General features: G+C 48.4%; 21 protein-coding genes. 9 read left to right on the top strand and 12 right to left on the bottom strand.

Annotation, left to right across the window (positions count from 1 at the left end; translation table 11 throughout):
• Positions 1–5 precede the first annotated feature (5 nt).
• Together HQ865_RS17820 and HQ865_RS17815 are read left to right on the top strand one after the other, a co-directional pair.
• Complete coding sequence (locus tag HQ865_RS17820) at positions 6–248, top strand: MoaD/ThiS family protein (RefSeq protein ID WP_173416199.1); 243 nt, start codon at positions 6–8, stop codon at positions 246–248.
• Positions 249–352: 104 nt separating this feature from the next.
• Positions 353–772 (top strand): molybdenum cofactor biosynthesis protein MoaE, encoded by a 420-nt coding sequence (locus HQ865_RS17815; RefSeq protein ID WP_237073488.1) that lies wholly within the window; start codon positions 353–355, stop codon positions 770–772.
• 318 nt (positions 773–1090) lie between these two features.
• On the opposite strand, the gene HQ865_RS17810 is transcribed toward HQ865_RS17815, so the two are convergent.
• The 6 genes from HQ865_RS17810 to HQ865_RS17785 form a co-directional block, all read right to left on the bottom strand.
• Complete coding sequence (locus HQ865_RS17810) at positions 1091–2146, bottom strand: HesA/MoeB/ThiF family protein (protein WP_173416198.1); 1056 nt, start codon at positions 2144–2146, stop codon at positions 1091–1093.
• Positions 2146–3312 (bottom strand): NTP transferase domain-containing protein, encoded by a 1167-nt coding sequence (locus HQ865_RS25870; RefSeq protein WP_202020400.1) that lies wholly within the window; start codon positions 3310–3312, stop codon positions 2146–2148. The genes HQ865_RS17810 and HQ865_RS25870 overlap by 1 nt, the downstream gene beginning before the upstream one ends.
• Positions 3293–3766 (bottom strand): cyclic pyranopterin monophosphate synthase MoaC, encoded by a 474-nt coding sequence (gene moaC / locus HQ865_RS17800; RefSeq protein ID WP_173416197.1) that lies wholly within the window; start codon positions 3764–3766, stop codon positions 3293–3295. Before moaC ends, HQ865_RS25870 begins: the two co-directional genes overlap by 20 nt.
• 194 nt (positions 3767–3960) lie before the next feature.
• Entirely contained in the window at positions 3961–5151 is a 1191-nt protein-coding gene (locus HQ865_RS17795; protein ID WP_173416196.1) for a molybdopterin molybdotransferase MoeA, read from the bottom strand.
• Between the two features lie 4 nt (positions 5152–5155).
• On the bottom strand, positions 5156–6145 hold the full coding sequence (gene moaA, locus HQ865_RS17790; RefSeq protein ID WP_173416195.1) for a GTP 3',8-cyclase MoaA: 990 nt from the start codon (positions 6143–6145) through the stop codon (positions 5156–5158).
• Between the two features lie 215 nt (positions 6146–6360).
• A complete protein-coding gene (locus HQ865_RS17785) occupies positions 6361–6855 on the bottom strand; it encodes a lipocalin family protein (protein ID WP_173416194.1) in 495 nt (164 codons plus the stop codon).
• Between the two features lie 223 nt (positions 6856–7078).
• Between HQ865_RS17785 and HQ865_RS17780 the strand changes: the two genes are divergently transcribed.
• The 7 genes from HQ865_RS17780 to HQ865_RS17750 all read left to right on the top strand — a co-directional run bounded on the left by HQ865_RS17780 (position 7079) and on the right by HQ865_RS17750 (position 16244).
• Entirely contained in the window at positions 7079–8122 is a 1044-nt protein-coding gene (locus tag HQ865_RS17780) for an NAD(P)-dependent alcohol dehydrogenase (protein WP_173416193.1), read from the top strand.
• Between the two features lie 130 nt (positions 8123–8252).
• Complete coding sequence (gene yiaK / locus HQ865_RS17775) at positions 8253–9239, top strand: 3-dehydro-L-gulonate 2-dehydrogenase (protein ID WP_173416192.1); 987 nt, start codon at positions 8253–8255, stop codon at positions 9237–9239.
• A gap of 185 nt (positions 9240–9424) precedes the next feature.
• Complete coding sequence (locus HQ865_RS17770; RefSeq protein WP_173416191.1) at positions 9425–9787, top strand: methionine-R-sulfoxide reductase; 363 nt, start codon at positions 9425–9427, stop codon at positions 9785–9787.
• A gap of 165 nt (positions 9788–9952) precedes the next feature.
• Positions 9953–10282 (top strand): hypothetical protein, encoded by a 330-nt coding sequence (locus HQ865_RS17765; protein ID WP_202020399.1) that lies wholly within the window; start codon positions 9953–9955, stop codon positions 10280–10282.
• Positions 10283–10567: 285 nt separating this feature from the next.
• Positions 10568–12103 carry an IS1182 family transposase gene (locus HQ865_RS17760; protein WP_173412997.1) on the top strand — a complete coding sequence of 512 codons (1536 nt, stop codon included), beginning with the start codon at positions 10568–10570 and terminating at the stop codon, positions 12101–12103.
• Positions 12104–12793: 690 nt separating this feature from the next.
• On the top strand, positions 12794–13771 hold the full coding sequence (locus tag HQ865_RS17755) for a ribonucleoside-diphosphate reductase small subunit (RefSeq protein ID WP_173417838.1): 978 nt from the start codon (positions 12794–12796) through the stop codon (positions 13769–13771).
• 97 nt (positions 13772–13868) lie between these two features.
• Positions 13869–16244, top strand: a complete 2376-nt coding sequence (locus HQ865_RS17750) for a ribonucleoside-diphosphate reductase subunit alpha (RefSeq protein WP_173416190.1) — start codon at positions 13869–13871, stop codon at positions 16242–16244.
• 241 nt (positions 16245–16485) lie between these two features.
• Here the strand turns inward: HQ865_RS17750 and HQ865_RS17745 are convergent, their stop codons facing one another.
• The 6 genes from HQ865_RS17745 to HQ865_RS17720 all read right to left on the bottom strand — a co-directional run bounded on the left by HQ865_RS17745 (position 16486) and on the right by HQ865_RS17720 (position 22981).
• Positions 16486–17238: an SDR family NAD(P)-dependent oxidoreductase gene (locus tag HQ865_RS17745; protein ID WP_173416189.1), complete on the bottom strand. Its 753-nt coding sequence runs from the start codon at positions 17236–17238 to the stop codon at positions 16486–16488.
• A gap of 14 nt (positions 17239–17252) precedes the next feature.
• Positions 17253–18530: an MFS transporter gene (locus HQ865_RS17740; protein WP_173416188.1), complete on the bottom strand. Its 1278-nt coding sequence runs from the start codon at positions 18528–18530 to the stop codon at positions 17253–17255.
• Entirely contained in the window at positions 18527–19423 is an 897-nt protein-coding gene (locus HQ865_RS17735; RefSeq protein WP_173416187.1) for an alpha/beta hydrolase, read from the bottom strand. Before HQ865_RS17735 ends, HQ865_RS17740 begins: the two co-directional genes overlap by 4 nt.
• Before the next feature lie 345 nt (positions 19424–19768).
• Complete coding sequence (locus HQ865_RS17730; protein WP_173416186.1) at positions 19769–20104, bottom strand: cupin domain-containing protein; 336 nt, start codon at positions 20102–20104, stop codon at positions 19769–19771.
• Between the two features lies 1 nt (position 20105).
• Positions 20106–22244, bottom strand: a complete 2139-nt coding sequence (locus tag HQ865_RS17725) for a heparinase II/III domain-containing protein (protein ID WP_173416185.1) — start codon at positions 22242–22244, stop codon at positions 20106–20108.
• Positions 22244–22981 (bottom strand): FadR/GntR family transcriptional regulator, encoded by a 738-nt coding sequence (locus HQ865_RS17720; protein WP_173416184.1) that lies wholly within the window; start codon positions 22979–22981, stop codon positions 22244–22246. The genes HQ865_RS17725 and HQ865_RS17720 overlap by 1 nt, the downstream gene beginning before the upstream one ends.
• Between the last annotated feature and the right edge of the window lie 77 nt (positions 22982–23058).

Below are 23058 nucleotides of genomic sequence, written 5' to 3'. Positions count from 1 at the left end.
AGAATATGAAGCTAACTATCCTCGCATTCGGTATTGCCAAAGATATTTTCGGCGCGTCATCCATTATAGTTGACCTGCCCGGTGATGCTTCGGCCGCTGACCTGAAAGCCGCCTTGGAAGCACGCTACCCCCGGCTGAAACAGATCGCATCGTACCTGCTTGCCGTAAATAACGAATACGCCGCCGATGATCTGTTGCTTAACGAACGCGATGAGATAGCAGTTATACCGCCGGTGAGCGGGGGGTAGTATTCTATGTCATCCTGAACTTGTTTCAGGAACCCACAGGACAGGTTACCTATATGATGAGATGCCGAAAACAAGTTCGGCATAACAATTATTACTAATAAACATTGAACACACAAATCCACATATCCCCCCAACCCCTTAACATCCAAACCTGTATCGATTGGGTAATGGCCCCCGGCTGCGGTGGCATTGATGTATTTATAGGTACCGTGCGTAACGCCACCAAAGGCAAACGTGTACTACGACTGGAATTTGAAGCCTACGAAAAAATGGCCATCAGCGAAATGCAGAAACTGGCCGACCAAGCCATGCGGCAATGGCCGGTGCAGCGCGTGGCTATTCACCACCGCACGGGCGTACTTGAAGTTGGCGAGGTACCGGTGATCATAGCCGTAGCCGCCGCCCATCGTGATGCCACTTTTGATGCCTGCCGCTTTTTGATCGATACTTTGAAAAAGACCGTACCTATTTGGAAAAAGGAAGTTTTTGAAGATGGCGAGGTGTGGGTTTCGGCTACGCCATAGATACTCTCCTTTTTTCTCGTCATCCTGAGCGATAACGAAGGATCCCCGACCCAAACACTGGCTTCAGTTTATAACTGAAGCCGACTGATAAACGAAAGTCTATGACTTTCGTAAACCTGCAAACACAAGTCATAGACTTGTTTCTATCCGGGGCTTCAGTTATAAACTGAAGCCAGTGGCGGGACGAGGTTTGGGTTTCGGCTACGCCGTGAGTAAAAGATTTCGTCATGCTGAGCGATAGCGAAGCATCCCAAACTATGCATTGCCGCCCTGCTTGCCGGGGATCCTTCGCTATTGCTCAGGATGACGGGTTGGTTTTTAATTGTCCAATTCCACCCAAGCCTTCACCCCACCTTCCAGCGAAACCACATTCAAACCCGGCTTCAACTCTCTCAGCCGCTTAACCGCATCGGCACTGCGTTTGCCAATGGTGCAGTATAACACAATGGTTTTGGTATCATCAAAACTATCTAAACTACGTTCCAGTTTATAAGCCGGGATATGCCTGCCGCCGATGTTAAAATCTTCATGCTCCTCGTTGCCGCGAATGTCGATGAGTTCAATAGTACCAGCGGGCAGTAAAGCTTTCAATGCTGTTGCACTTATGGTTTCGGCAACACTGGTTTGCGCTAATTGTGTGATATTGGTTTTAGTGGCAGCGCCAATTTTTATCACCCGGCTTTGCATGGTTTGCGTATCAAGCATCAGCATTTTGCCTGCCAGCAATTCGCCGGTTTGGGTGATGTATTTAATAGCTTCGTTGGCCATGGCGCAGCCAATCATCCCGGCAATGGTGGGTATCACGCCGCCATCGGCGCAGTTGGGTATCTGGGTGGCATCCACCTGTGGGTATAGGTCGCGGTAATTGGGGCCGCGGGTGCCATCAGGGTTGGGGGCGTTCCAGACGGCTGTTTGGCCTTCATATTGATAAATAGCACCGTAGATCAAGGGCTTGTTGCTTAGTACTGCCGCGTCGTTCAGTAAATAACGGGTTTCGAAATTGTCGGTGCCGTCCAGTATCACATCGTACTGACCGAACAAAGCCAGCACATTATCCGCTGTAACTTTTAAATTATACGGAGTGATGCTGATGTTCGGATTTTGCAACCGCAACTTTTCAGCTGCAACTGCTACTTTCTCCCTGCCCGCGTCGCCAGGTGTATATAATATTTGGCGGTGCAGGTTGCTGATGCTCACGGTATCGTTATCAGTAATACCCAATGCGCCCACGCCTGCCGCGGCCAGGTACTGCGCTGCCGGGCAGCCTAAACCGCCCATACCGACTATCAGTACCCGGGACTGCTGCAAACGCTGCTGCGCCTGCCGGCCAAAACCGGGCAACGCTACCTGGCAGCTATAACGCGAGGTATCCATCAGGCCGAAACATTTTTTGGTTGGATGAGGGCCTTAACACGTTTCAATTCCTCGGGCGTGTTCACGTTGGTAAGCGCGCCGGGATTCGGTGCTTTAATAATATGGCTATCGCTGTTGATCAAAACCTTCCTGGGGCACGAGTATCCCTGCGCTAAAAACGACAGTAGTACCGGGTAACTCTTCGGCTCCCAAATGGTGATGAGCGGTTCGGGAAACTCATCGTGCGGGGATTTAAAAGCGGTAGCTATGGCCGATGGATCGCGGCTGGCGATCAGGAAATCCAGCGTGTCCTTATCCAGTAAAGGCAGATCGCAGGCAATCACCAACCAAGCTTTTTCGGGCTGTTCGCGAAATGCTGAAAGTATCGCGCCAAACGGGCCTAATCCGGTAAAAGTATCGGGGAGCGTTTGGTAAACGGCATCGATATCATGTTGTTGATCGGCGCGGCAGGAGATGTATACGTTATCGGTATAGCCTTTTAGCAGGTCGGCCATGTAATAACGCTGGTCTTTCCCATGCCAGTTGATGGCGCCTTTATCCTGACCCATGCGTTCGCTTTTGCCACCGGCCAATACCAGCGCGTTAAGTTGTGGCCTGGCCTTGTTTAATTCCGCTTTAAAAAACTCGATCACCTGTTCTGTGTCACCCATTTTGCAAACAGGTATCTGCTGCCAGTTTGGAATGGTTTCCTTTATAAGATCAAATAGGTCTGTTTCGCCATCGATCAATAAAAACAGGCGTACATCTGTCAACTGGCTAAGCCTTTTTTGTAAGGATGCCTTTTTGCGGCTGTCGATAACTACCACCTGTTTTTTACCCTGGTGATGGTTGCCGTTCAATAATAGCATATCGACATTATTAAACAACACGCGATTTTGAAAACCGTTCAACTCGCCCTGGTAGACCACTTCCTGTAATCCCGCTTTTTGGGTGTATTCCATCGCTGCCCCGACAGTTAACCTGCCTGATGGTGCCTGTGGCTCGTCGTCATGCTGCGCATCAGCATAAGCTATTTTAGCCATGGGCGATAGTGCAGCGATCAGCTGTTCGGCCAAAGCTTTTATCTCATTGCAGGGTGCGCCTGCAATAGCCCATTCGTTCCGGCCAAAATTGCCAAGATCGGGGCGTATCAGCGCGGTATGTTTTTTATGCCCTTTTAAAGTCACGTTTCCCCCCCGTTTTAGCCATCAGCCTGGTTTCTTTTATCACAATATCATGGCTCATGGCCTTGCACATATCATAAATGGTCAGCGCCGCCATGCTGGCGCCTACTAAAGCCTCCATCTCTACACCGGTTTTGGCAGTGATGCCGGCCGTGCAATCTATCACTACTTCCTGCGCTTCGTTTATACTAATGTTGATATCGCAATTGTCCAATCCCAGCGGATGGCAAAGTGGGATCAACTCGCCGGTTTTTTTGGCGGCCATAATGCCGGCAATAATTGCCACCTGGAATACCGGGCCTTTTTTGGTTTGCAATTGCCCATCGGTTAAATGAGCCAAAACTTCGGGGGGCAGGGCCACTATACTGCGCGCAGTAGCTGTGCGGGTGCTTACCTGCTTTTCGGCTACGTTTACCATGGTGGGGTTGCCTTGTTCGTTTAAATGCGTAAAGCCCATTGCTTATTCTTTGTCATTCATTGTTATCTCAACCATACGGCGTTTACTCTCCCCAACCTCGCTACGCTGCTGGTCGACCCTCTCTTCGCTGCGCGGAAAGAGGGCAAAAGCAGTATCGGAAATGTCTTCCCCCTCTTTTGCCAAAGGCGAGAAAGGGGGGAAGGGCGTAGCTACGACCGGGTGAGTCTTAGCCGTCAGAAGCGCCACAACCTGAACACCTCGCCCGCTTCAAATTCATCCCTTCCGGCGGGGAGTTCTAAAAACGCGTCCGTATCCGCTAAGTTAGCAAAATCGCCCGAACCATTGCCGGCCAGTGGCGTGGCGATAAGCCGCGCATCGGGCGCGACCGTGGTTTTTACCTGTAAAAAATATTGCAGATCGGGTTCAAAATAAAAATCTTCGGCTAACATGGCGTACACCGGACGCTCGTACAGATCCATTACCGCCCGCAACCATGGCAAAAAATAGCGGTGCAGGCACATAAACGTAGCCACTGGGTTACCCGGGAACGCGAAAATCAATACCCCCTTTGCATCCGCACCAAACCAAAACGGTTTGCCCGGCCGTTGCTGCACGCGGTGGAATATTTTACGTACACCCACCTGCTCCAGTGCCTGCGGGATATAATCGAATTTACCCATTGAAATGCCGCCTGATAGCAGGATGGCATCGTAATTGGCTAAACATTTGCTGATGGCATCGCGGGTTTGTTCGGCGTTATCGGCAATATGCAGCATACCGGCATTTAAACCGTGTTGCTGCAAAACGGCCTTGATGGTGTGGTTATTTGATTTGCGGATCTGGTAAGGCGCGGGTGTTTGGTGCACATCCACCAGTTCATCGCCCGATGAAATAATGGCCACACGCGGTAATTTTTTTACCAGCACCTGTGTTTTTCCTATCGATGCGATGATGCTAATAATAGACGGATTGATCAACCGTCCTTTAGCGACCACGACATCGCCCTGTTGCTTATCTCTTCCTTTAAAATGAATGTTTTGCCCCTGGTTAACCGTATCAACCAATACTTCGGCTTCATTTCCGCTGATCAGTACATCTTCGTAACGGATCACTGTATCAGCCCAATTGGGTAGCACCGCGCCGGTCATGATCTCGATACAGTGGTTTAGGTCTGATACAGCGACAGGTTTATCGCCCGCGGCTTGCGTGGCTGCTATATAGAACGTGCGAATACCGTTGGCGTAAGTGCTATAATTAATGGCTATGCCATCCATGGTCACCCGGTTAAAGGGTGGCATATCGCGGTCGGCCAAAATATCCTCGGCCAGTACCCGGCCTGTAGATCGGTCAAAAGGCACCAACTCAGTTCCGTAATCGCGCACCTGGTTTTGGATAATATGTTCGGCTTGTTCTACAGTGGTCATTTATTTATCCCCCAATTAATGCCATCGATTCATGTACCGGGTCGCCGGTTTTGCGCGCGGCCTCGGCCTCCCAGCCATCCTTAGCGCGGTGACTGATGGCTGTTGCTAATTGTTGCCGCAGTTCATCATTACTTGCGTTTGAGCGTAACAGTGCTCTGACATCCAGGCCCTCGCCCTCATACAGGCAAGTTTTCATTTCGCCTTGCGGCGTAAGCCGTATACGGTTACAGGTGCCGCAAAAAGTACGTGAGTAAGCGGCTATGATACCCACATTACCGATATGCCCCGGTATATGATAATTGTATGATGTGGAGTATGGCGCATCCTTAATTTTTTGAATCCCGGGATAGCTTTGTGTGATGTGATCCAGTATGCGCAGGTGATCCCATGCAAGACCGGTGTAAACATGGCTGTCGCCGTTAAAGGGCATCTCTTCAATAAAACGCACGCTAACCGGCAGGTCTTTAGTTAGGGCCACCAGTGGTAAAATATCCTGGGTATTGCGGCCGTCCATCACCACGGCGTTTATTTTTACTTCAAAACCGTACTTCAGCAATTCATCCAAAGTGTGCATTACCGCGGCAAACTCATCGCGGCGGGTGATACTGAAAAAGCGACCGGCATCAAGCGTGTCTAAACTTAAATTGATGGATTTGATACCCAGGCGTTTTAACTCCGGGATGTAAGGTGCGGTGAGCACGCCGTTGGTAGTGAGGCTGATCTCGTTCAAACCATCAATAGCCGATAATGCTTCCAGTAGTTGCATCATATCCCTGCGCACAAAAGGTTCGCCGCCGGTAATACGTATCTTATCGATACCCATATCTACCAGCAGGGTGCAAAGGCGCAGTATTTCCTCGTAACTTAACAGTTCGGCACGGTTTAGCCAGTCGATACCTTCTTCGGGCATGCAGTAAAAGCAACGCAGGTTGCACCTGTCGGTTACCGCCAGGCGCAGGTAGTTAATTTTACGGCCGTGATTGTCTGTTATCATGTATGCTATACAAATAAAGGGCTTATTTGTGACAAATGCATGGTTGATCTGCATTGCGGTTTACTCCACCCGGCTACGCTACGTTGGTCGGCCCTCTCTTCGCTGCGCAGATGGAGGGCAGGAGCAGTATCCGATATCCATATCCCTCTTTCCGCGCAGCGAAGAGAGGGTGGTAGGGCGTAGCCACGACCGGGTAAGTCCTCGGTGTTGATGTTTTAAAACCGCACAAAACCATAGCGCTTAATATGGCGCTTATCGGTAGAGAGGTAGTACGAGCTTAGATCGCCGGTTTCAATGATCAGCGAGTACTGACCCAGGTTCACAATACGGGCATTAACAAAAGGTTTGGCCGTTACGTTGGCGCCGGCCAGGGTGTCTTTACAGCTTAGGGATGATATGAGGGTCAGTTTATCTTCCGACAATTGCCATTGTCCTGTAGCTGATTGTTCAATGCAGGAGAAGTTGCGAAAGGTACAGGTGTTATCGTTAACAAAGGTGAAGCTTTGGGTAAGGCCGCATTTGGTGTTCAGCGTGTCGGTGCTTACGTTGGTGCCACCTATATAATTAAACCGCGTTACCGATGCCAGTTGCCAGGTGCCACGGGCCAGCAGGTTTTCTACCGTGCCCGAATTATCCTTTTTGCACGAATTAACAACCAGGCACAACGCGGCTAAAGCGGTCAGTAAAAATAAAGCGGTTCCTTTTCTCATGTATCGTGCAAAAATAGCAAAACCTATTAACGTGCAATGGACAGCGGAAAGTATAATTGTCTGAACCTTGATTAAACAGATTTTTAGGATTACCATGATATAAAAATCCTGCCATCTTAAAAATCTGTTTAATCAAGGTTCAGACGATTTTACAAATCCATGTCTATCTTTTTACACTTGGATAAATACCTTTGGCCTATCAACATCAAATACCAGAAAAACTATGATCCCAGTAAAAGGCTATGCCGCGCAAAGCAACACATCAGATCTTGCTCCATGGAACTTCGAACGCCGTGAAGTAGGTCCGCACGATGTACAATTCGACATTTTATACTGTGGCGTTTGCCACTCCGATCTGCACCAGATCAAAGATGACTGGTTCCCAGGCATCTTCCCAATGGTTCCCGGCCACGAGATAGTAGGCCGCGTGGTTAAAGTAGGCGACCACGTAAAGAATTTTAAAGTAGGCGACCTGGCCGGTACCGGCTGTTTGGTAGATTCGTGCCGCGAATGCGAGAACTGCAAACAGGATTTGGAGCAATACTGCCTTAATGGTAATTCGCAAACGTATAACGGCTTAGAGCAAGACAAGAAAACACCTACCTACGGTGGTTATTCAAACTCGATAGTAGTACACGAGGATTTTGTGCTGCACATATCTGATAAACTTGACCTGGCTGCTACCGCGCCTTTATTGTGTGCCGGTATCACTACCTATTCGCCGTTACGCCACTGGAAGGTGGGCAAGGGGCACAAATTGGCTGTGCTTGGTTTAGGTGGTTTAGGCCACATGGGCGTTAAGTTTGGCGTAGCATTCGGCGCCGAGGTTACCGTTTTAAGTACTTCGCCTAAAAAAGAAGCCGACGCTAAAAAATTAGGCGCGCACCACTTTGTGGTTACTACCGACCCGGAACAGGTTAAAGCTGCCCGTGGCAGCTTTGATTTTATACTGGATACCGTATCGGCGGAGCACGACCTTAATATGTACCTGTCGTTGCTGAAAACCGATGGTACCATGATCTGCGTGGGCGCACCGTCTGAACCAGCACCGGTTGCCGCGTTCAGTTTATTGGGTGGCCGTAAAAGCCTGGCCGGTTCGGGCATTGGCGGATTAGCCGAGACCCAGGAAATGCTTGATTTCTGCGCCGAAAATAATATCGTATCGGACATTGAAATGATCGACATTAAAGATATCCACACCGCTTACGAGCGTATGGAAAAAGGTGATGTGCGGTATAGGTTTGTGATAGATATGGCGACCTTGTAATTGCGGCTATTTACCACAAAGAACACGAAGGTTTTTGCACAAAGAGCACAAAGGCTTTTTGAAATGTATAAAATCTCTGTGTACTTTGTGGTCTTTTCTTTGTGACCTTTGTGGTTAAATCTAAAACAATATGCGCATCTCATTCCCCCAACTCAAAGCCGAATTTAAACGGATCCTGCTTAAGCAAAATTTTGCTGAAGACAAGGCGGAAGCCTGCGCCCGCATTTTTGCAGAGAATAGCCGCGACGGGGTTTATACGCATGGGTTAAACCGTTTCCCGGTTTTTGTTCAATATGTACAGGAGGGTTTGATCATTCCGGATGCTGTACCAACATTGGCCGACAGTATGGGCGCTATCGAGCGTTGGGATGGTAACCTTGGCCCAGGGATGCTGAATGCCGAATTTTGCATGAACAAGGCTATCCACCTGACTAAAGAGAACGGTATTGGCTGTGTAGCCTTGCGCAATACCAACCACTGGATGCGCGGCGGCACTTATGGCTGGCAGGCGGCAGAAGCAGGGTGCATCAGCATATCGTTCACCAACACCATTGCCAACTTGCCCCCCTGGGGCGGGGTAGACCCTCGACTGGGCAATAACCCGCTGGTGATCGCCATACCGCGGAAAAATGGGCATGTGGTTTTGGATATGGCCATTACGCAGTATTCGTTCGGCAAACTGCATCAATATAAAAACGCTGGCGAGCAACTACCACTGCCCGGCGGATACGACAATGACGGCAATTTAACCACCGATCCCGGCGCCATTATCGAATCATTACGCCCGTTACCGGTAGGCTTTTGGAAGGGCTCTGGCCTGTCACTGGTGTTAGATCTGCTGGCTACGGTTTTAAGCAAGGGTAACTCTACTCAAAATATCACCTCAAGACCTAAGGAATTAGGTGTGTCGCAGGTGTTTATCTGTATTAAGCCCGATGGCGATGAGTTGACAGATAGATTGATCGAAGAGATAATCAACTACACCAAAAGCAGCCGGACCGAAGAAGGTAAACACATCCAATATCCCGGCGAGGGAACGTTGAGAACCCGTGAACGTAATATGGCAGAGGGTATCCCGGTGGATGAAGCGATATGGCAAAAGATATTGTCTATGTAGATTTGAGATTTTAGACATGAGAGTTGAGACAATTCCCTGTGCTTGGTCAAAGCTATGTAAACATCATCTTCGCAAAACTTCGATCGCCCAAAATTGTCGTATATTGTATATATCGGAAAAGCAGAATAAATCTGTGAAATCGATCCTGCAATCGGTGAAATCAACAAAAAGAAATCATAAACAATATGGAATACAACAAATTAACCTCCGAAGAAGAAAGGGTAATGCTATATAAAGGTACCGAGCGCCCTTTTACCGGCGAGTTGCTGAACAACAAGGCAGAAGGCGTATATGTGTGCAAGCGCTGCGATGCGCCGCTGTATAATTCGGCCGATAAATTCGAGTCGTTTTGCGGCTGGCCGAGCTTTGATGATGAGATACCCGGTGCCGTTCGCCGCGAGGTGGATGCCGATGGCCGGCGTGTAGAGATACTTTGTGCTAACTGCGGTGCCCACCTGGGCCATGTTTTCGAAGGAGAGTTTATGACGCCTAAGAACACCCGCCATTGCGTTAATTCGGTATCGATGAAATTTGTGCCGCTGGCGTAACATAGTAATTCGTCATGCTGAGCGCGAGCGAAGCATCCCAAACAATGCATTACAGCTTCTGCTAACCGGGGATGCTTCGCTCGCGCTCAGCATGACGGAAACAACGGGGTGTAACAATTCCCCAGTTCCTCATTCTAATCCTAAAACCAGCAATCAAAAACAACCATGAAACGACTGATACTTTTAGGCATGATAGCCATCCTTTTCGCATCCTGCACCGAAAATTATTCAAACGGCGAGCGTATTGGTGTCATCACCCAACTGTCAAACACCGGCGTGATCTGGAAATCCTATGAAGGCCACCTCAACGTTACCCAAACCGGTATGAACAGCAGTGTGCCGTTCGATTTTTCGGTGGATAACGATCATCCGGATACCGCGGTGATCAACACCCTGGTAAGTGCCGCCCAAAACGGTTGGAAGGTAAAACTCATCTATCACGAAACCAAGGGAAAAACTGGTTCAACAACCGTGGCGAGACCGACCACTTTGTGAACAAGGTGGAAGTGTTGGATAAGAACATGGCAACCTTATTTAATAACAAAAGCCAGCAACCGCAGGGTCATATAATTGATACTATTTATGTGGTGATCGATAAATCGCAGTTGAAGAAGAAGTAAGGATACCGGGGATATTGCTATCCAAAACAAAAAGAGGCTGTATCATAAATCATGGTATGGCCTCTTTTTTATTTGTGCATAATTTATTGGAATAAAGAGGGGTATTTATTTGATATAATAATCTGATTTTCATATATTTATGTATCGAAAGTAGCGTAGTATGTCCTCTAAAAGACCTGTATTCAAGCCCTACCAGCAACGGCAGTTGATGGCTATTCCTCCGACACTTGACGAATTAGTTCCGGCATCGCACCCGGTGCGTGTAGTTAACGATGTGATCGACAGGCTCTATCTGGAACCATTGCTGAAAGCTTATCATATCCGCGGGAGTTCAAGCTATCACCCGCAAATGTTGTTAAAGGTGCTGGTATATGGGTATGTAACCAACACCTACTCCAGCCGAAAGCTGGCAGCAGCCTGCCGGGAAAGCGTTTACCTGATGTGGCTGAGTTCGATGAACTATCCTGATCATAATACGATCAACCGTTTCCGGGGCGTACGTTTGAAGCATGCGCTGCGTGATGTGTTCGAAGATGTGGTGAAACTTTTGGCAGAGGAAGGCCTGCTCAGTATTGAAGAAGTGAATACGGACGGGACAAAGATAGAGGCGAATGCAAACCGGTATACCTTTGTCTGGAAGAAAGCGATTCAGACCAATAAGGAAAAGATGAAAAAGCAGCTGTCAGAGATATGGGACTATGCCCAAAGCGTAGCAAAAGAAGAAGACAGGCTGCCTGATCCGCCTGACTTTACTGTTATTGACAGTGAAAAGGTCAATGCCGCAGTAGATAAACTCAATGAGAAGCTTTCCTCGCGTGAGGATGTTTCCAAACAGGTCAAAAGCAAGCTGCGGTATATCAGCAAACATTACCCGCAGGCCATTGCCCGCTATGAGCAGCAGGAAGCTCTGCTGGGTGAACGCAACAGCTATTCCAAGACCGATACGGATGCCACATTCATGCGGATGAAGGAAGACCACATGAAAAACGGCCAGTTAAAACCGGGGTATAATGTTCAGATATCCACATCCAACCAGTTCATTGTCAATTACACCATTCACTCCAACACCACAGACACCAATACATTAAGTGCTCATTTAGCGCAGCATGAAGTCAGCTTTGGCAAAGCACCGCAAGTGCTTACAGCCGATGCCGGATATGGCTCCGAGGAGAACTACACGCGGTTGGAACAAAAAGGAACAATCGCCTTTGTAAAGTATGGGATGTTCGATAAGGAACAAAATGAGAATCACAACAACAAGCACCCTTTTGCAGCAAATAAGCTTTTTTACAACCAGGAGAAAGATTGTTACATCTGCCCGATGGGCCAGCAAATGAATTTCATCGGAACAAGTAAAAGAAAAACAAGCACGGAGTTTGAACAAACGGTAAAAAGATACCAGGCAGTTAACTGCGCTAACTGTCCGCTGAACGGTATTTGCCATAAATCAAAAGGGAATCGGATCATTGAAATCAATGAAAACCTGAACCGCCTGAAACAAAAGGCGCACGAGCTGTTAAACAGTGAAGAAGGCATACAACGGCGAAAGAAACGCTGCTTTGATGTAGAACCTGTATTTGGTAATATTAAGCAGAACCATGGCTTTAAACGGTTTATGCTCCGCGGCAAGGAAAAAGTAGAAATAGAATGGGGTTTAGTTGCAATCGCACAAAATCTAAGGAAAAAAGCGGCTTAAATGAGTCGTTTTACCACTCAGGTTCGCCCAAGAAAGCTACCCCCTCCCCCTCAAAAAATTCCATAGAAACTCAATACCAAATTCAGCTATTAGGCTAAAAAAATAAAGACCGCATCATTTGATTTATGATACGGCCTCTTTTTGTTTTGGATAGGTGAAGCCAGGGTTAACTAATTATCAAATAAAATATCACACCCGTTATGTTGAATATATCAAATTTCATCTCCGGGTTATTTAATTGCTAATTAGCTTATTGCGGCATTTTTTTTGCCTTGTTTTATTCGTATTGAGCAAACGCATGTTCGTCCCGGTTAACGGGGTTAATCGTAACGAATATTCTTATGAGTTGTTCGAAAAAGTTAAAAAAAGTTTTGCACCAAATAGTGTTAAAAAATAAGGCACCAAATTGTTTATAAGTAGGCCATTTGTTAAAAACTTCGATATAAAACCTATCGGATGGGCTATTACATTTGTTACTGTTCTCCCGCGGTTTTCATGTAACTACCGATGATGAGTTAACGGTTTGTAAATCATGCGTTAACATTAAAATAAAACAGCGGGGAAACTATCACAAATAAAATTTATTAGAAGACAGGTTTGATAACTGCTTTTAACAACCAAAAAAGCAGGGCGGCTTTGTCGTCGGTAATTAAGAACGAAGGAACGATCAAAAAAATTAACAGGAAAGAAATGAGCCAGGAAAACGAATTGCTTTTAAGAGAAAACAAAGACCGCTTTGTAATTCTGCCCATTAAATACCCGGCTATTTGGGAAATGTACAAAAAGTCGGAAGCCAGCTTTTGGACAGCCGAAGAGATCGATCTTTCTGACGATTTAAAACACTGGGAGAACCTTAACCCCGGCGAAAAGCACTTCATATCGCACATCCTGGCATTTTTTGCCGCCAGCGATGGCATTGTGAATGAAAACCTTGCCGTGAACTTTATGAGCGAGGTGCAGTTGCCCGAGGCCCGCTGTTTCTACGGTTTCCAGATCATGATGGAAAACATCCACTCGGAAACCTACGCGCTGCTGATCGATACCTACGTGAAAGACCCGGTTGAGAAGGATCGCCTGTTCCACGCTATCGATACCATCCCTTGTGTACAGAAAAAAGCCGAATGGGCTTTACGCTGGATAGAGAACGGATCGTTTGCCGAGCGTTTGGTGGCATTCGCCGCGGTAGAAGGGATCTTCTTTTCGGGTAGTTTCTGCTCTATCTTTTGGTTGAAAAAGCGTGGTTTAATGCCGGGCTTAACCTTCAGTAACGAGTTGATATCGCGCGATGAAGGTTCGCACTGCGAGTTTGCCTGCCTGCTATACAGCATGCTTGAAAACAAGCTGAGCAAAGAAGCCGTGACCAGCATTATTACCGATGCGGTAGAGATAGAGAAAGAGTTTATTACCGATGCCTTGCCGGTAGCACTGATAGGCATGAACGCCAAGCTGATGAGCCAGTACATTGAGTTTGTGGCCGACCGCTGGCTGGGCGAACTGGGTTATCCTAAACACTATGGCGCGACAAATCCATTCGATTTTATGGAGATGATATCGCTGCAGGGTAAAACCAATTTCTTTGAAAAGCGCGTGGGCGATTACCAAAAAAGCGGCGTACTGAACAGCGGCGGCGCCGAAACGAAATCGTTCTCGCTTGACGAAGACTTCTAATAAAACACATAAGCCGAAACCAACCATCACACTTATAGAGATTAATTAACAGAAACAAGAACACGTTCCGCAAACGGAACAAAACAGGGGGACAAAAATGTTTGTAGTAAAAAGAGACGGCAGAAAGGAATCCGTAAAATTTGACAAGATCACCGCACGTATCGAAAAATTGTGCTATGGTTTCCCATCGCTGGTAGATCCCATCGATGTGGCCAAGAAAGTAATTGAAGGTTTATTTGACGGAGTTACTACCTCCGAGCTGGACAACCTGGCAGCCGAGACGGCGGCATCGTTAACCACAAAGCACCCCGATTATGCTTTGCTGGCATCGCGCATAGCGGTATCAAACCTGCACAAAAATACCATCAAATCGTTCTCTGAAACGATGAAGCTGCTGTATGAATATGTGGATCCAAAGAACGGTAAACCGGCACCCCTGCTGGCCGACGACGTTTACCAGATAATTATGGATAACGCCGAAGAACTGGATAGCAGCATTATATACGACCGCGATTTTGGCTTCGACTATTTTGGTTTTAAAACCCTCGAAAAATCGTACCTGTTAAAGCTGGATGGTAAAGTTGCCGAACGCCCGCAGCACCTGTTTATGCGCGTATCGGTAGGTATCCACAAAAACGATATTGAAAGCGCCATCAAAACCTACAACCTGATGAGTGAGCGCTGGTTTACCCACGCAACCCCTACTTTGTTCAACGCCGGTACACCAAAACCGCAAATGTCGTCTTGCTTCCTGCTAACCATGAAGGAAGACAGCATCGACGGTATATACGATACCCTGAAACAAACGGCTAAAATTTCGCAAAGCGCCGGTGGTATCGGTCTAAGCATCCATAATGTGCGTGCAACCGGCTCGTACATTGGCGGCACCAACGGTACAAGCAACGGTATTATCCCAATGCTACGCGTATTTAACGATACTGCCCGTTATGTAGACCAGGGCGGCGGCAAGCGTAAAGGCGCCTTCGCTATTTACTTAGAGCCATGGCATGCCGATATTTTAGAATTTCTTGACCTGCGCAAAAACCACGGTAAGGAAGAAATGCGCGCCCGCGATTTGTTCTACGCCCTTTGGGTAAGCGACCTGTTTATGCAGCGCGTAGAGGCTAACGAGGATTGGAGCCTGTTCTGCCCGCACGAAGCACCGGGTTTAGCCGACTGCTGGGGTGCAGAATTTGAAGCCCTGTACACCAAATACGAAAAAGAAGGCCGCGCCCGCAAAACAATCAAGGCGCAGGAACTTTGGTTTGCCGTGTTAGATAGCCAGGTAGAAACCGGTACACCATACCTGTTGTATAAAGATGCCGCCAACGGTAAATCTAACCAGCAGAATTTAGGTACCATTAAAAGCTCTAACCTGTGCACCGAGATCATCGAGTACACCTCAGATAAAGAGGTTGCCGTTTGTAACCTGGCATCGCTGGCATTGCCACGCTTTGTGATCAATGGTGTGTTCGATCATGATAAATTGTACGAAGTGACCTACCAGGCTACTTTGAACCTGAACAGGATCATCGATAATAACTACTACCCGGTTGAAGAGGCCCGCTACAGCAACCTGCGCCACCGCCCTATTGGTTTAGGCGTACAAGGTTTGGCTGATGCCTTTATTTTGCTGCGTATGCCTTTTGAAAGCGACGAAGCCCGCAAACTGAACAAGGAGATCTTCGAGACTATCTATTTTGCTTCGATGACAGCTTCTAAAGACCTGGCTATTAAAGAAGGCCCGTACAAAACCTTTAAAGGTTCGCCACTGTCAAAAGGTAAATTCCAGTTCGATCTGTGGAATGTATCGCCGGAAAGCGGCCGTTGGGATTGGGCAAACCTGCGCCTTGATGTAATGAACCACGGCGTGCGCAACTCGCTGTTAGTAGCCCCAATGCCTACTGCTTCAACATCGCAGATATTAGGTAACAACGAATGCTTTGAACCATACACCTCAAACATTTACACCCGCCGTGTACTGAGTGGTGAGTTTGTGATCGTGAACAAACACCTGCTGCGCGATCTGGTGAACCGTGGCCTGTGGAACAACACCATGAAGGACAAGATCATCAGCGCTAATGGTTCTATCCAGGATATTGCCGAGATACCACAGGATATGAAAGACCTGTACAAAACCGTATGGGAAATTAAGATGCGTAACATCATTGATATGGCTGCCGACCGTGGCGCTTATATCTGCCAGTCGCAATCGCTTAACCTGTTCATCAACTCACCAAATGCCAGCAAGCTTACTTCGATGCACTTCTATGCATGGAAGAAAGGCCTTAAAACAGGTATGTACTACCTGCGTACACAAGCGGCATCGCAAGCGGTTAAATTTACTGTGGAGAACCAGGGCGGCAAAAACATGGATCCGGTTATCCCTGAAATTGTTGACCAGATCGTCGACGAAATACCAGCCGGTCCAACCTGCTCTATGGAAGAAGGTTGCGTGACTTGCTCAGCGTAATTGTCTGAATCAGAATTTTCAGAATTTAAGAATTACCAGAATAAAGAACGGGGCTTGAGTTGTAAACTCAAGCCCCGTTTCTTATTTACAACCTGTCATTGCGAGCGATAGCGCGGCAATCTCGTAGTATGATATTCAAGCTATGGGATTGCCGCGTCGCCCCACTTCACTATTCCTCCGCTGCTCCTCGCAACGACAGGCTATTTTAAAGCCCTCCCCCTCGGGGAGGGTTTGGGAGGGGTCACGAAAACGCCACCCCACCATTAATATCCACATTAGCCCCGGTAATAAAACTGCTTTCGCTGCTGGCCAGGTAAGCTACCAGGTCAGCTACCTCTTCGGCGCGGCCTTCGCGTTTTAGCGGGGTAGCGTTGGCTACATTGGCGCGTATCTCGGGCTTGGTAAAGGTATCGTGGAACGATGTTGAGATCATCCCAGCCGCTACCGAGTTGACACGGATATTCTTCGGGCCAAACTCTTTGGCCAGCGCACGGGTATAGGTCATTACCGCGCCTTTGGCCGTAGCGTAGGCACTGGCGCCGCCACCACCACCGTCGCGCCCGGCCAGCGATGCAAAGTTAACGATAGCGCTGCCCTCAGGCATAAACGGCACCGTATGTTTCACCGCCAAAAATACCGAACGCACGTTTAGCGCCATTACATGGTCCCAAAATTCTTCGTCCATTTCGGCAGTGGGTTTGCGGGCCACAAGGCCACCGGCAACGTTCACCAACAAGTGTATCTCGTTGCCAAAAGCGTCGCGGGTTTCCTGTACCAGCGCGGCTACGTCTTCGGTTTTTGTTACATCGGCGTATACGATGATGCCTTCACCACCGGCATCTTTTACCATGTTCAAGGTCTCCAGCGCCTGCTGCTCATTGCCGCGGTAATTGATGACTATCTTGGCGCCTTCCTGCGCCAGTTTTATACATACGGCGCGGCCAATATCGCGGCTGCCGCCGGTCACTATCGCTACTTTATTTTTTAATCGCATTGTTATATGATTTTTTAGTTTAATGTCTTTTTTGAATAAATGAACTGGATACACAACCAGCTGATGGGCACCAGTAAAGCGCCCAGTACAAAGAAGGAAGTATAGCTGGTTTTGGTCAGCACCGGCACCATCCAGGTGGTGAGCAAGGTGCCCAATACCGCCGCCGTGCCGCCCATGCCCGATACCGTCCCCACATTTTTGCCGCTGTAATAATCGGACGGCAAGGTTTGCAGGTTATTGATGAGGAACTGGAAACCGAAAAGTGTGGTACTGATCAGGCCCATCGCCAGTGTTGGGTTATCTTTAAGGCTATCAAGATAGATGACGATGCCCGTCAAGCCTGCCAGCATCAGCGCGCAGCCGATTGCTATTGCCAGTTTGCGGGCCTTCACCGGGTCTTTACCGTTGCGGATCAATCGCGACGAATAAAAACCACCCAGCAAACCGCCGATAGCAGCGAACAGGTAGGGCACCCAGGTAAAAGCCCCGATCTGTTTAATATCGAACAGGAACTGCTCTTTTAAGAAAGTAGGCAGCCAGGTAACAAAAAGCCACCACACCGGGTCGATAAAAAAGCGGCTGAGGATAATGCCCCAGGTATTGCGGAAAGCAAGAAGTTGCTTCCAAGTGTAGGCAACTTCGGTATTTGCAAATGCTTCCGCGGGTTTAGTTAATATATGCGTTTGTTCTTCTTCGGTTATCCAGGGATGTTTATCGGGCGTGTTCTTATTGATGATCAGCCATGGGATGATCCACAGCACACCCAGCAAAGCGATACAAGCAAAGGTCAGTTTCCAGCCGAAAGCCAGGAACAAGGCCGCGATAATTGGCGCCGCCACTACTGACCCTAACGATGCTCCCGCACCGAATATCCCCTGCGCGATAGCTCTTTCCTTAGCCGGGAACCACTCGGCGTTACTTTTGGTAGCGCCCGGCCAGTTGCCGGCCTCGCTAAAGCCCAGCATAAAGCGGAAGATATTGAACGATGCCAATCCCCTTGCCAGTGCATGCAGGGCGATAGATATACTCCATAAAGAGATGGAGAACACCATACCCAGCCGCGTACCAATGCTATCCATAATTTTACCCATGGCCGTTTGCCCAATAGCATAGGCGATCATAAAAAAAGTGGTGATGAGCGCCAGCGTGCTTTTATTGTCCACATCGGCAATGCCAAACTCTTTGTAGATATATGGCCACATGATGTTGATGGCACTGCGGTCGATATAATTGATCACCGTTGCCAGGCCGATCAACCCGATGATGAACCAGCGTAAGCCCCGCACTTTCATATACCTACTTCTTTAAGAAATTTCACTACGGCTTTGTCCACATCGGCGTTCTGCTCTTTGGTCCACTTGCCGTGGCCGCCGCCTTCAACGGTAATAAATTCGGTCTTTACACCCATTTCTACCAGTTTTTTATGCAGGTCTACTGATTGCTGGTAGGGTACTGTGGTATCGGCATTGCCATGCGCCACAAATGTTGGCGGACTATTCTTGTTCACATAAAATATAGGTGACATCGCTTTAGCGAACTCAGGCGTATTATTAGCCCCCAGCCAGTTGGCTACCGACTTGCTTTTGATCACCCCGTTGCCCCAATCCCATACATCGCTGATGGCGTATTTGGATATGATGGCCGCTACTTTAATATTATCTACACCCGGGCAATTAGTATCAAAGCGATGGTCGTTCATTAGCAGGCCGCCCATCAATGCTAAATGCGCCCCAGCCGATGTGCCCGATATCACGATCTTATTCACATCGATATTCAGCGCTTTGGCATTTTTTATCAGGTAGATGAGCATGCAGCGGGTATCTTCTACACAACCCGGTGCTTTGGCTACCTGCATCAGGCGGTACTCCATATTAGCTACTGCGTAGCCTAATTTAAAGTAAAGCGCGAAACCACCCTGCGATTCCTTATCGCCATGGTTCCAGCCGCCGCCGTGTATATTAATGATGACCGGTGTAGGTTTGCCGTTGTTTGGCGGCAGGTATAAATCGACGCGGCCTTTCCAGCCGTTCACCTCGGTATACACCACGTTCAGTTGCGATGTAAAGCCGGATGGTAAAGCCACCGGTTTTACCACTTTAGGCGAATCCGCAGCCGCCGGTACGGTTTGTGCATGCACGCCAATGCCCATCATTAGCGTTAGCAGGATTATTAATGTTTTTTTCATTTGGTTAGATAGGTTAAAACTTATCGCTGTATAATCGCACGGCAATTACTCACCCCGACATTGCTTCGCTCGTCGACCCCTCTCTTCGCTACGCGAAAAGAGGGCAGGAGCAGTGTCCGATAAACCTCATTCCCTCTTTTGCCAAAGGCAAGAGAGGGTGGTCCAGCGAAGCGAGGACCGGGTGAGTAACTCATCGGCATGCAGAGCGGTTAATACTCTACAATTCGTCATTGCGAGTAGCGATAGCGACGTGGCAATCCCCAGCTTTACAGGGCGGCCCTGCTTATCGGGGATTGCCACGCTACGCTCGCAATGACGATGTGGTTATTAGAGGGTTGGTAGGATCTATATAAAATCCTCCCTATACGGACTAAACCCGTCTATCAGCATCCCCGCCTCGGTGCAGGTTACGCCGTGCACTACGTTAGGCGGTACATAATAGCCGTCGCCTTTGCGGATGGTTTTGGTTTCGTCGCCGATGGTCATTTCAAACACGCCGCTATCAACATAAGTAACCTGCGAGTGCGGGTGGCTATGTAACGGGCCAACGCCGCCGGCCACAAATTTGGCTTTCACCAGCATCACCTTATCATCGTAACCAAATATTTTGCGCTGGCAACCGTTGCCTACGTCCTGCCACTCTGTTTCTTGCTCAAACTGAAATACGCTGCTCTGTATCATATTAATTTATCTGTATAAAATTGTTTTTGTTAGTATAGTTAATGGTTAGCTTGTAAGCCTTTTGCTTCACCCTGAAGGCAAATATAGTTTGCGTTTCGTCATCTTTCAGCACTTTTAAATCGCTTACGTTGCTGGCCGCGCCGGTGGTGGTTTCGCCGGTGGGGTCGGTGCGGCCATGGGTTTCGGTAACGGTAACAAAGGTTTGGTTAGCTGCCTTTGGTTTAGATAAGATGAACGCCTTTTCCTCCGTCCGCAGATCCATGTTAGGGTCGTTTGCGCCGAGGGTAACCAGCTTTACCTGCATGGCCGAATCGGCGGCGATATGGATGGTGTAAAAGCGCAGGTTATTCAGGATGGTGATATGGTCGTCGCCATTATGCAGGTTGCTTTGGCTGTTGAGCCACAGATGCTGATAGCCATCCTTTTTGCCCAAAGCCTTCAGGTTATTAGTGACCACATTGGTTTTGAACGACTGATCGGTAATATGCCCCTGGTACCAGAAAGGCAGGTCATACTGGTGGTCTTTACCCGACAGGCCGCGCACCACATCGATCAGCAGATCTTTATCCAGCCCTGGCACTTTAAACAAGATGCTGGTACGCTGCATCTTGATACCATCGTAAGCGTGATCTTCTTCGGCGCTGATCACCTGCAATTGCTCGCTGGCAGCGAATTTCAATAATTCGGGGTGATATTTCTCGGCATTTTTTAGTTCGCCGCCGTAGTGCGATGTTTCATCAGCCACCAGCGTATTATGCGCTACGGTTTGTTTGGCCCAGGTCTTATTTTCGGGCAGGTAATCGCCGCCAAATTTCGATTCGATATTGAGGAAACGTGCCGAACCGTAATCACTAAAGATCTCACCGCCGTTATCGTAGTACAATAAATTCAACCTGTCGAAATGCCCATGGCCCATGCCCTGCGATGCCGCTTTTAGCAGGATACATTGCTGGTCGGTATTCGGGCCGCTGCGCAGGATACCCAGGCCGCCTTCATCACCCTTATTACCATCGCTTAACCAGGCCGAACGATATTGAAAAGGTTTCGCCTTTCCCGCCGCTATATCTTTAGCAACGCGAAGGCCAGCATCGGATACCATTACCCGCTTTTGTTGTTTAGCCACATCAAGCAGGTCGGCCTGGGATTTAATATCCGCATAAGCGATATCTACGCCATAAACCAACTCCTCCGACTGGAAAGTTTTATCCTTCATAGCATCATTTACCGGGAAGAAAGCGCCATTGGTATAGGTTAATTGCAACGACGCGTCGATAGCTTTGGACAGGATGCTGTTATGATATTTAAAGATCTGTAGTTGCGGCTGGTTTTGCTGTATGGTTTTAGCGAAGATAACAAAAGGCAGCATAGCATAGCGCTGGTAGTAAGGCCCCTCGGTATAGTAACCATCGGGAGAGAACAGCTGATCCAATTGCGCCAGGAAGCCGGTCTTACCATCCTTAGCCGAACCTTTCAACGCCATTTGCACGTAATCGGGCTTGTTGATCACGTAGCCCGTCATACCCACTGCCGACAGGCACCAGGTGCCATGGTTATGGATCAGGTCGAAGGTCTCTTTACACTCGTTGGTAAAGTAGTGCAGTATCGGCATAAACAGGTGCTGCTCTATCGTAGCGCGGTCGCCAGCCGGGATGGCATCGTGCACCAGGTCGTAGGCCTGTATGGTATATACCTGCCACACAAAATCGTTCAAACATTGCCAAAATATCTTGCCGGGTATCTGGTTGCTTTTCTTTTTGGGATGCTGCGGCCAGCTTTCGTACTGGGCAGCATATTTCAGCAACATATCCTTCACAAAAGCGGCATATTTTTTATCGCCGGTCACCTGGTAGGCAATACCGCAGGCGTTCATGCTTTGGTAGTTCTGCTTGTGCTGTTCGTGCGTGTAGCCACCCGCGCCGTCTTTAGGTACGGGTACGTCGATACCTTTGGCGATGGCCCTGTCGGCTTGTTGTTTTACTTCGTTGAACGATGACCTTAATAAGGGATATTTCGCTACACCCTGCCTTACGGCGGCAATGTTGGCCTTAGTAAGCATAATATTAGGGTGCTGCTGTGCAAAACCCTGCACGGCGGTGCCTAAAACCAAAGCGGCCGCCCATATTTTCCTTATTCCCATCATTATTTAGCTATTAGTTGCGCGGCGGACTGGCCGGTTTTGCTTAATTGTAATATCTCATCTAAATGCGTGGACATGGCGGCTTCGGCGGCTTTTACATCCTGGCGGTCTATAGCTTTCAGTATGGCACGGTGTTCATCGGCGGCACGGTAGCCGCGGTCGGTGCCGCAGATCTTGTTCTCTACAATGTTTTTGATCAGGTCGGGGATCAGCACCATCATCATCGATTCGATCACCGGGTTTCTGGCGGCGGCGGCTATCTTGAGGTGGAAAAGCATGTCTTCCTCTACCGCGTCAGTATTGTTGGCCACTTTGGCTTCGTAATCAACCAATGCGGTGCGCAGATTGGTTAGGTCATCGGCGGTACGGCGGTCGGCGGCAAGACGCACGGCGCTTAATTCCAGATAATAACGGGCCTCTATCAGGGCGTTAAAATCATCCTTGTGGAACTTTACAATATCGCTGATCAGGTTATCCAGCACTTTTATACTTAGTCCCGATACATAGGTACCGCTTTGGGGCGATGTTTTCAGCAAGCCGTAAAACTCCAGTTTAAGGATAGCCTCGCGCACATAACTGCGGCCAACGGCAAAGCGTTCGGCCAGGATGCGTTCGGCAGGCAAGCGGTCGCCGGGTTTTAGCTGGCCGGTATTAATGAGGTTGCGCAGCTGGTTGATGATCTGGTCGACAGGGCTTTCTACCTTAACGGCCTGGAATGTTTTGGTAAGCTGATCTTGCATAGTAAATTGGTTAACCAAAAATTGGTTAACCAAAATTAATGATAAAAATGAGATATACAAATGTTTTTTAGGAATTA

Origin of the sequence: Mucilaginibacter mali (genome assembly GCF_013283875.1) — a bacterium.
GTDB classification, from domain to species: domain Bacteria; phylum Bacteroidota; class Bacteroidia; order Sphingobacteriales; family Sphingobacteriaceae; genus Mucilaginibacter; species Mucilaginibacter mali.
The sequence above is the reverse complement of the archived record's forward strand: the minus strand, read 5'-3'. Positions and strand labels throughout refer to the sequence as shown.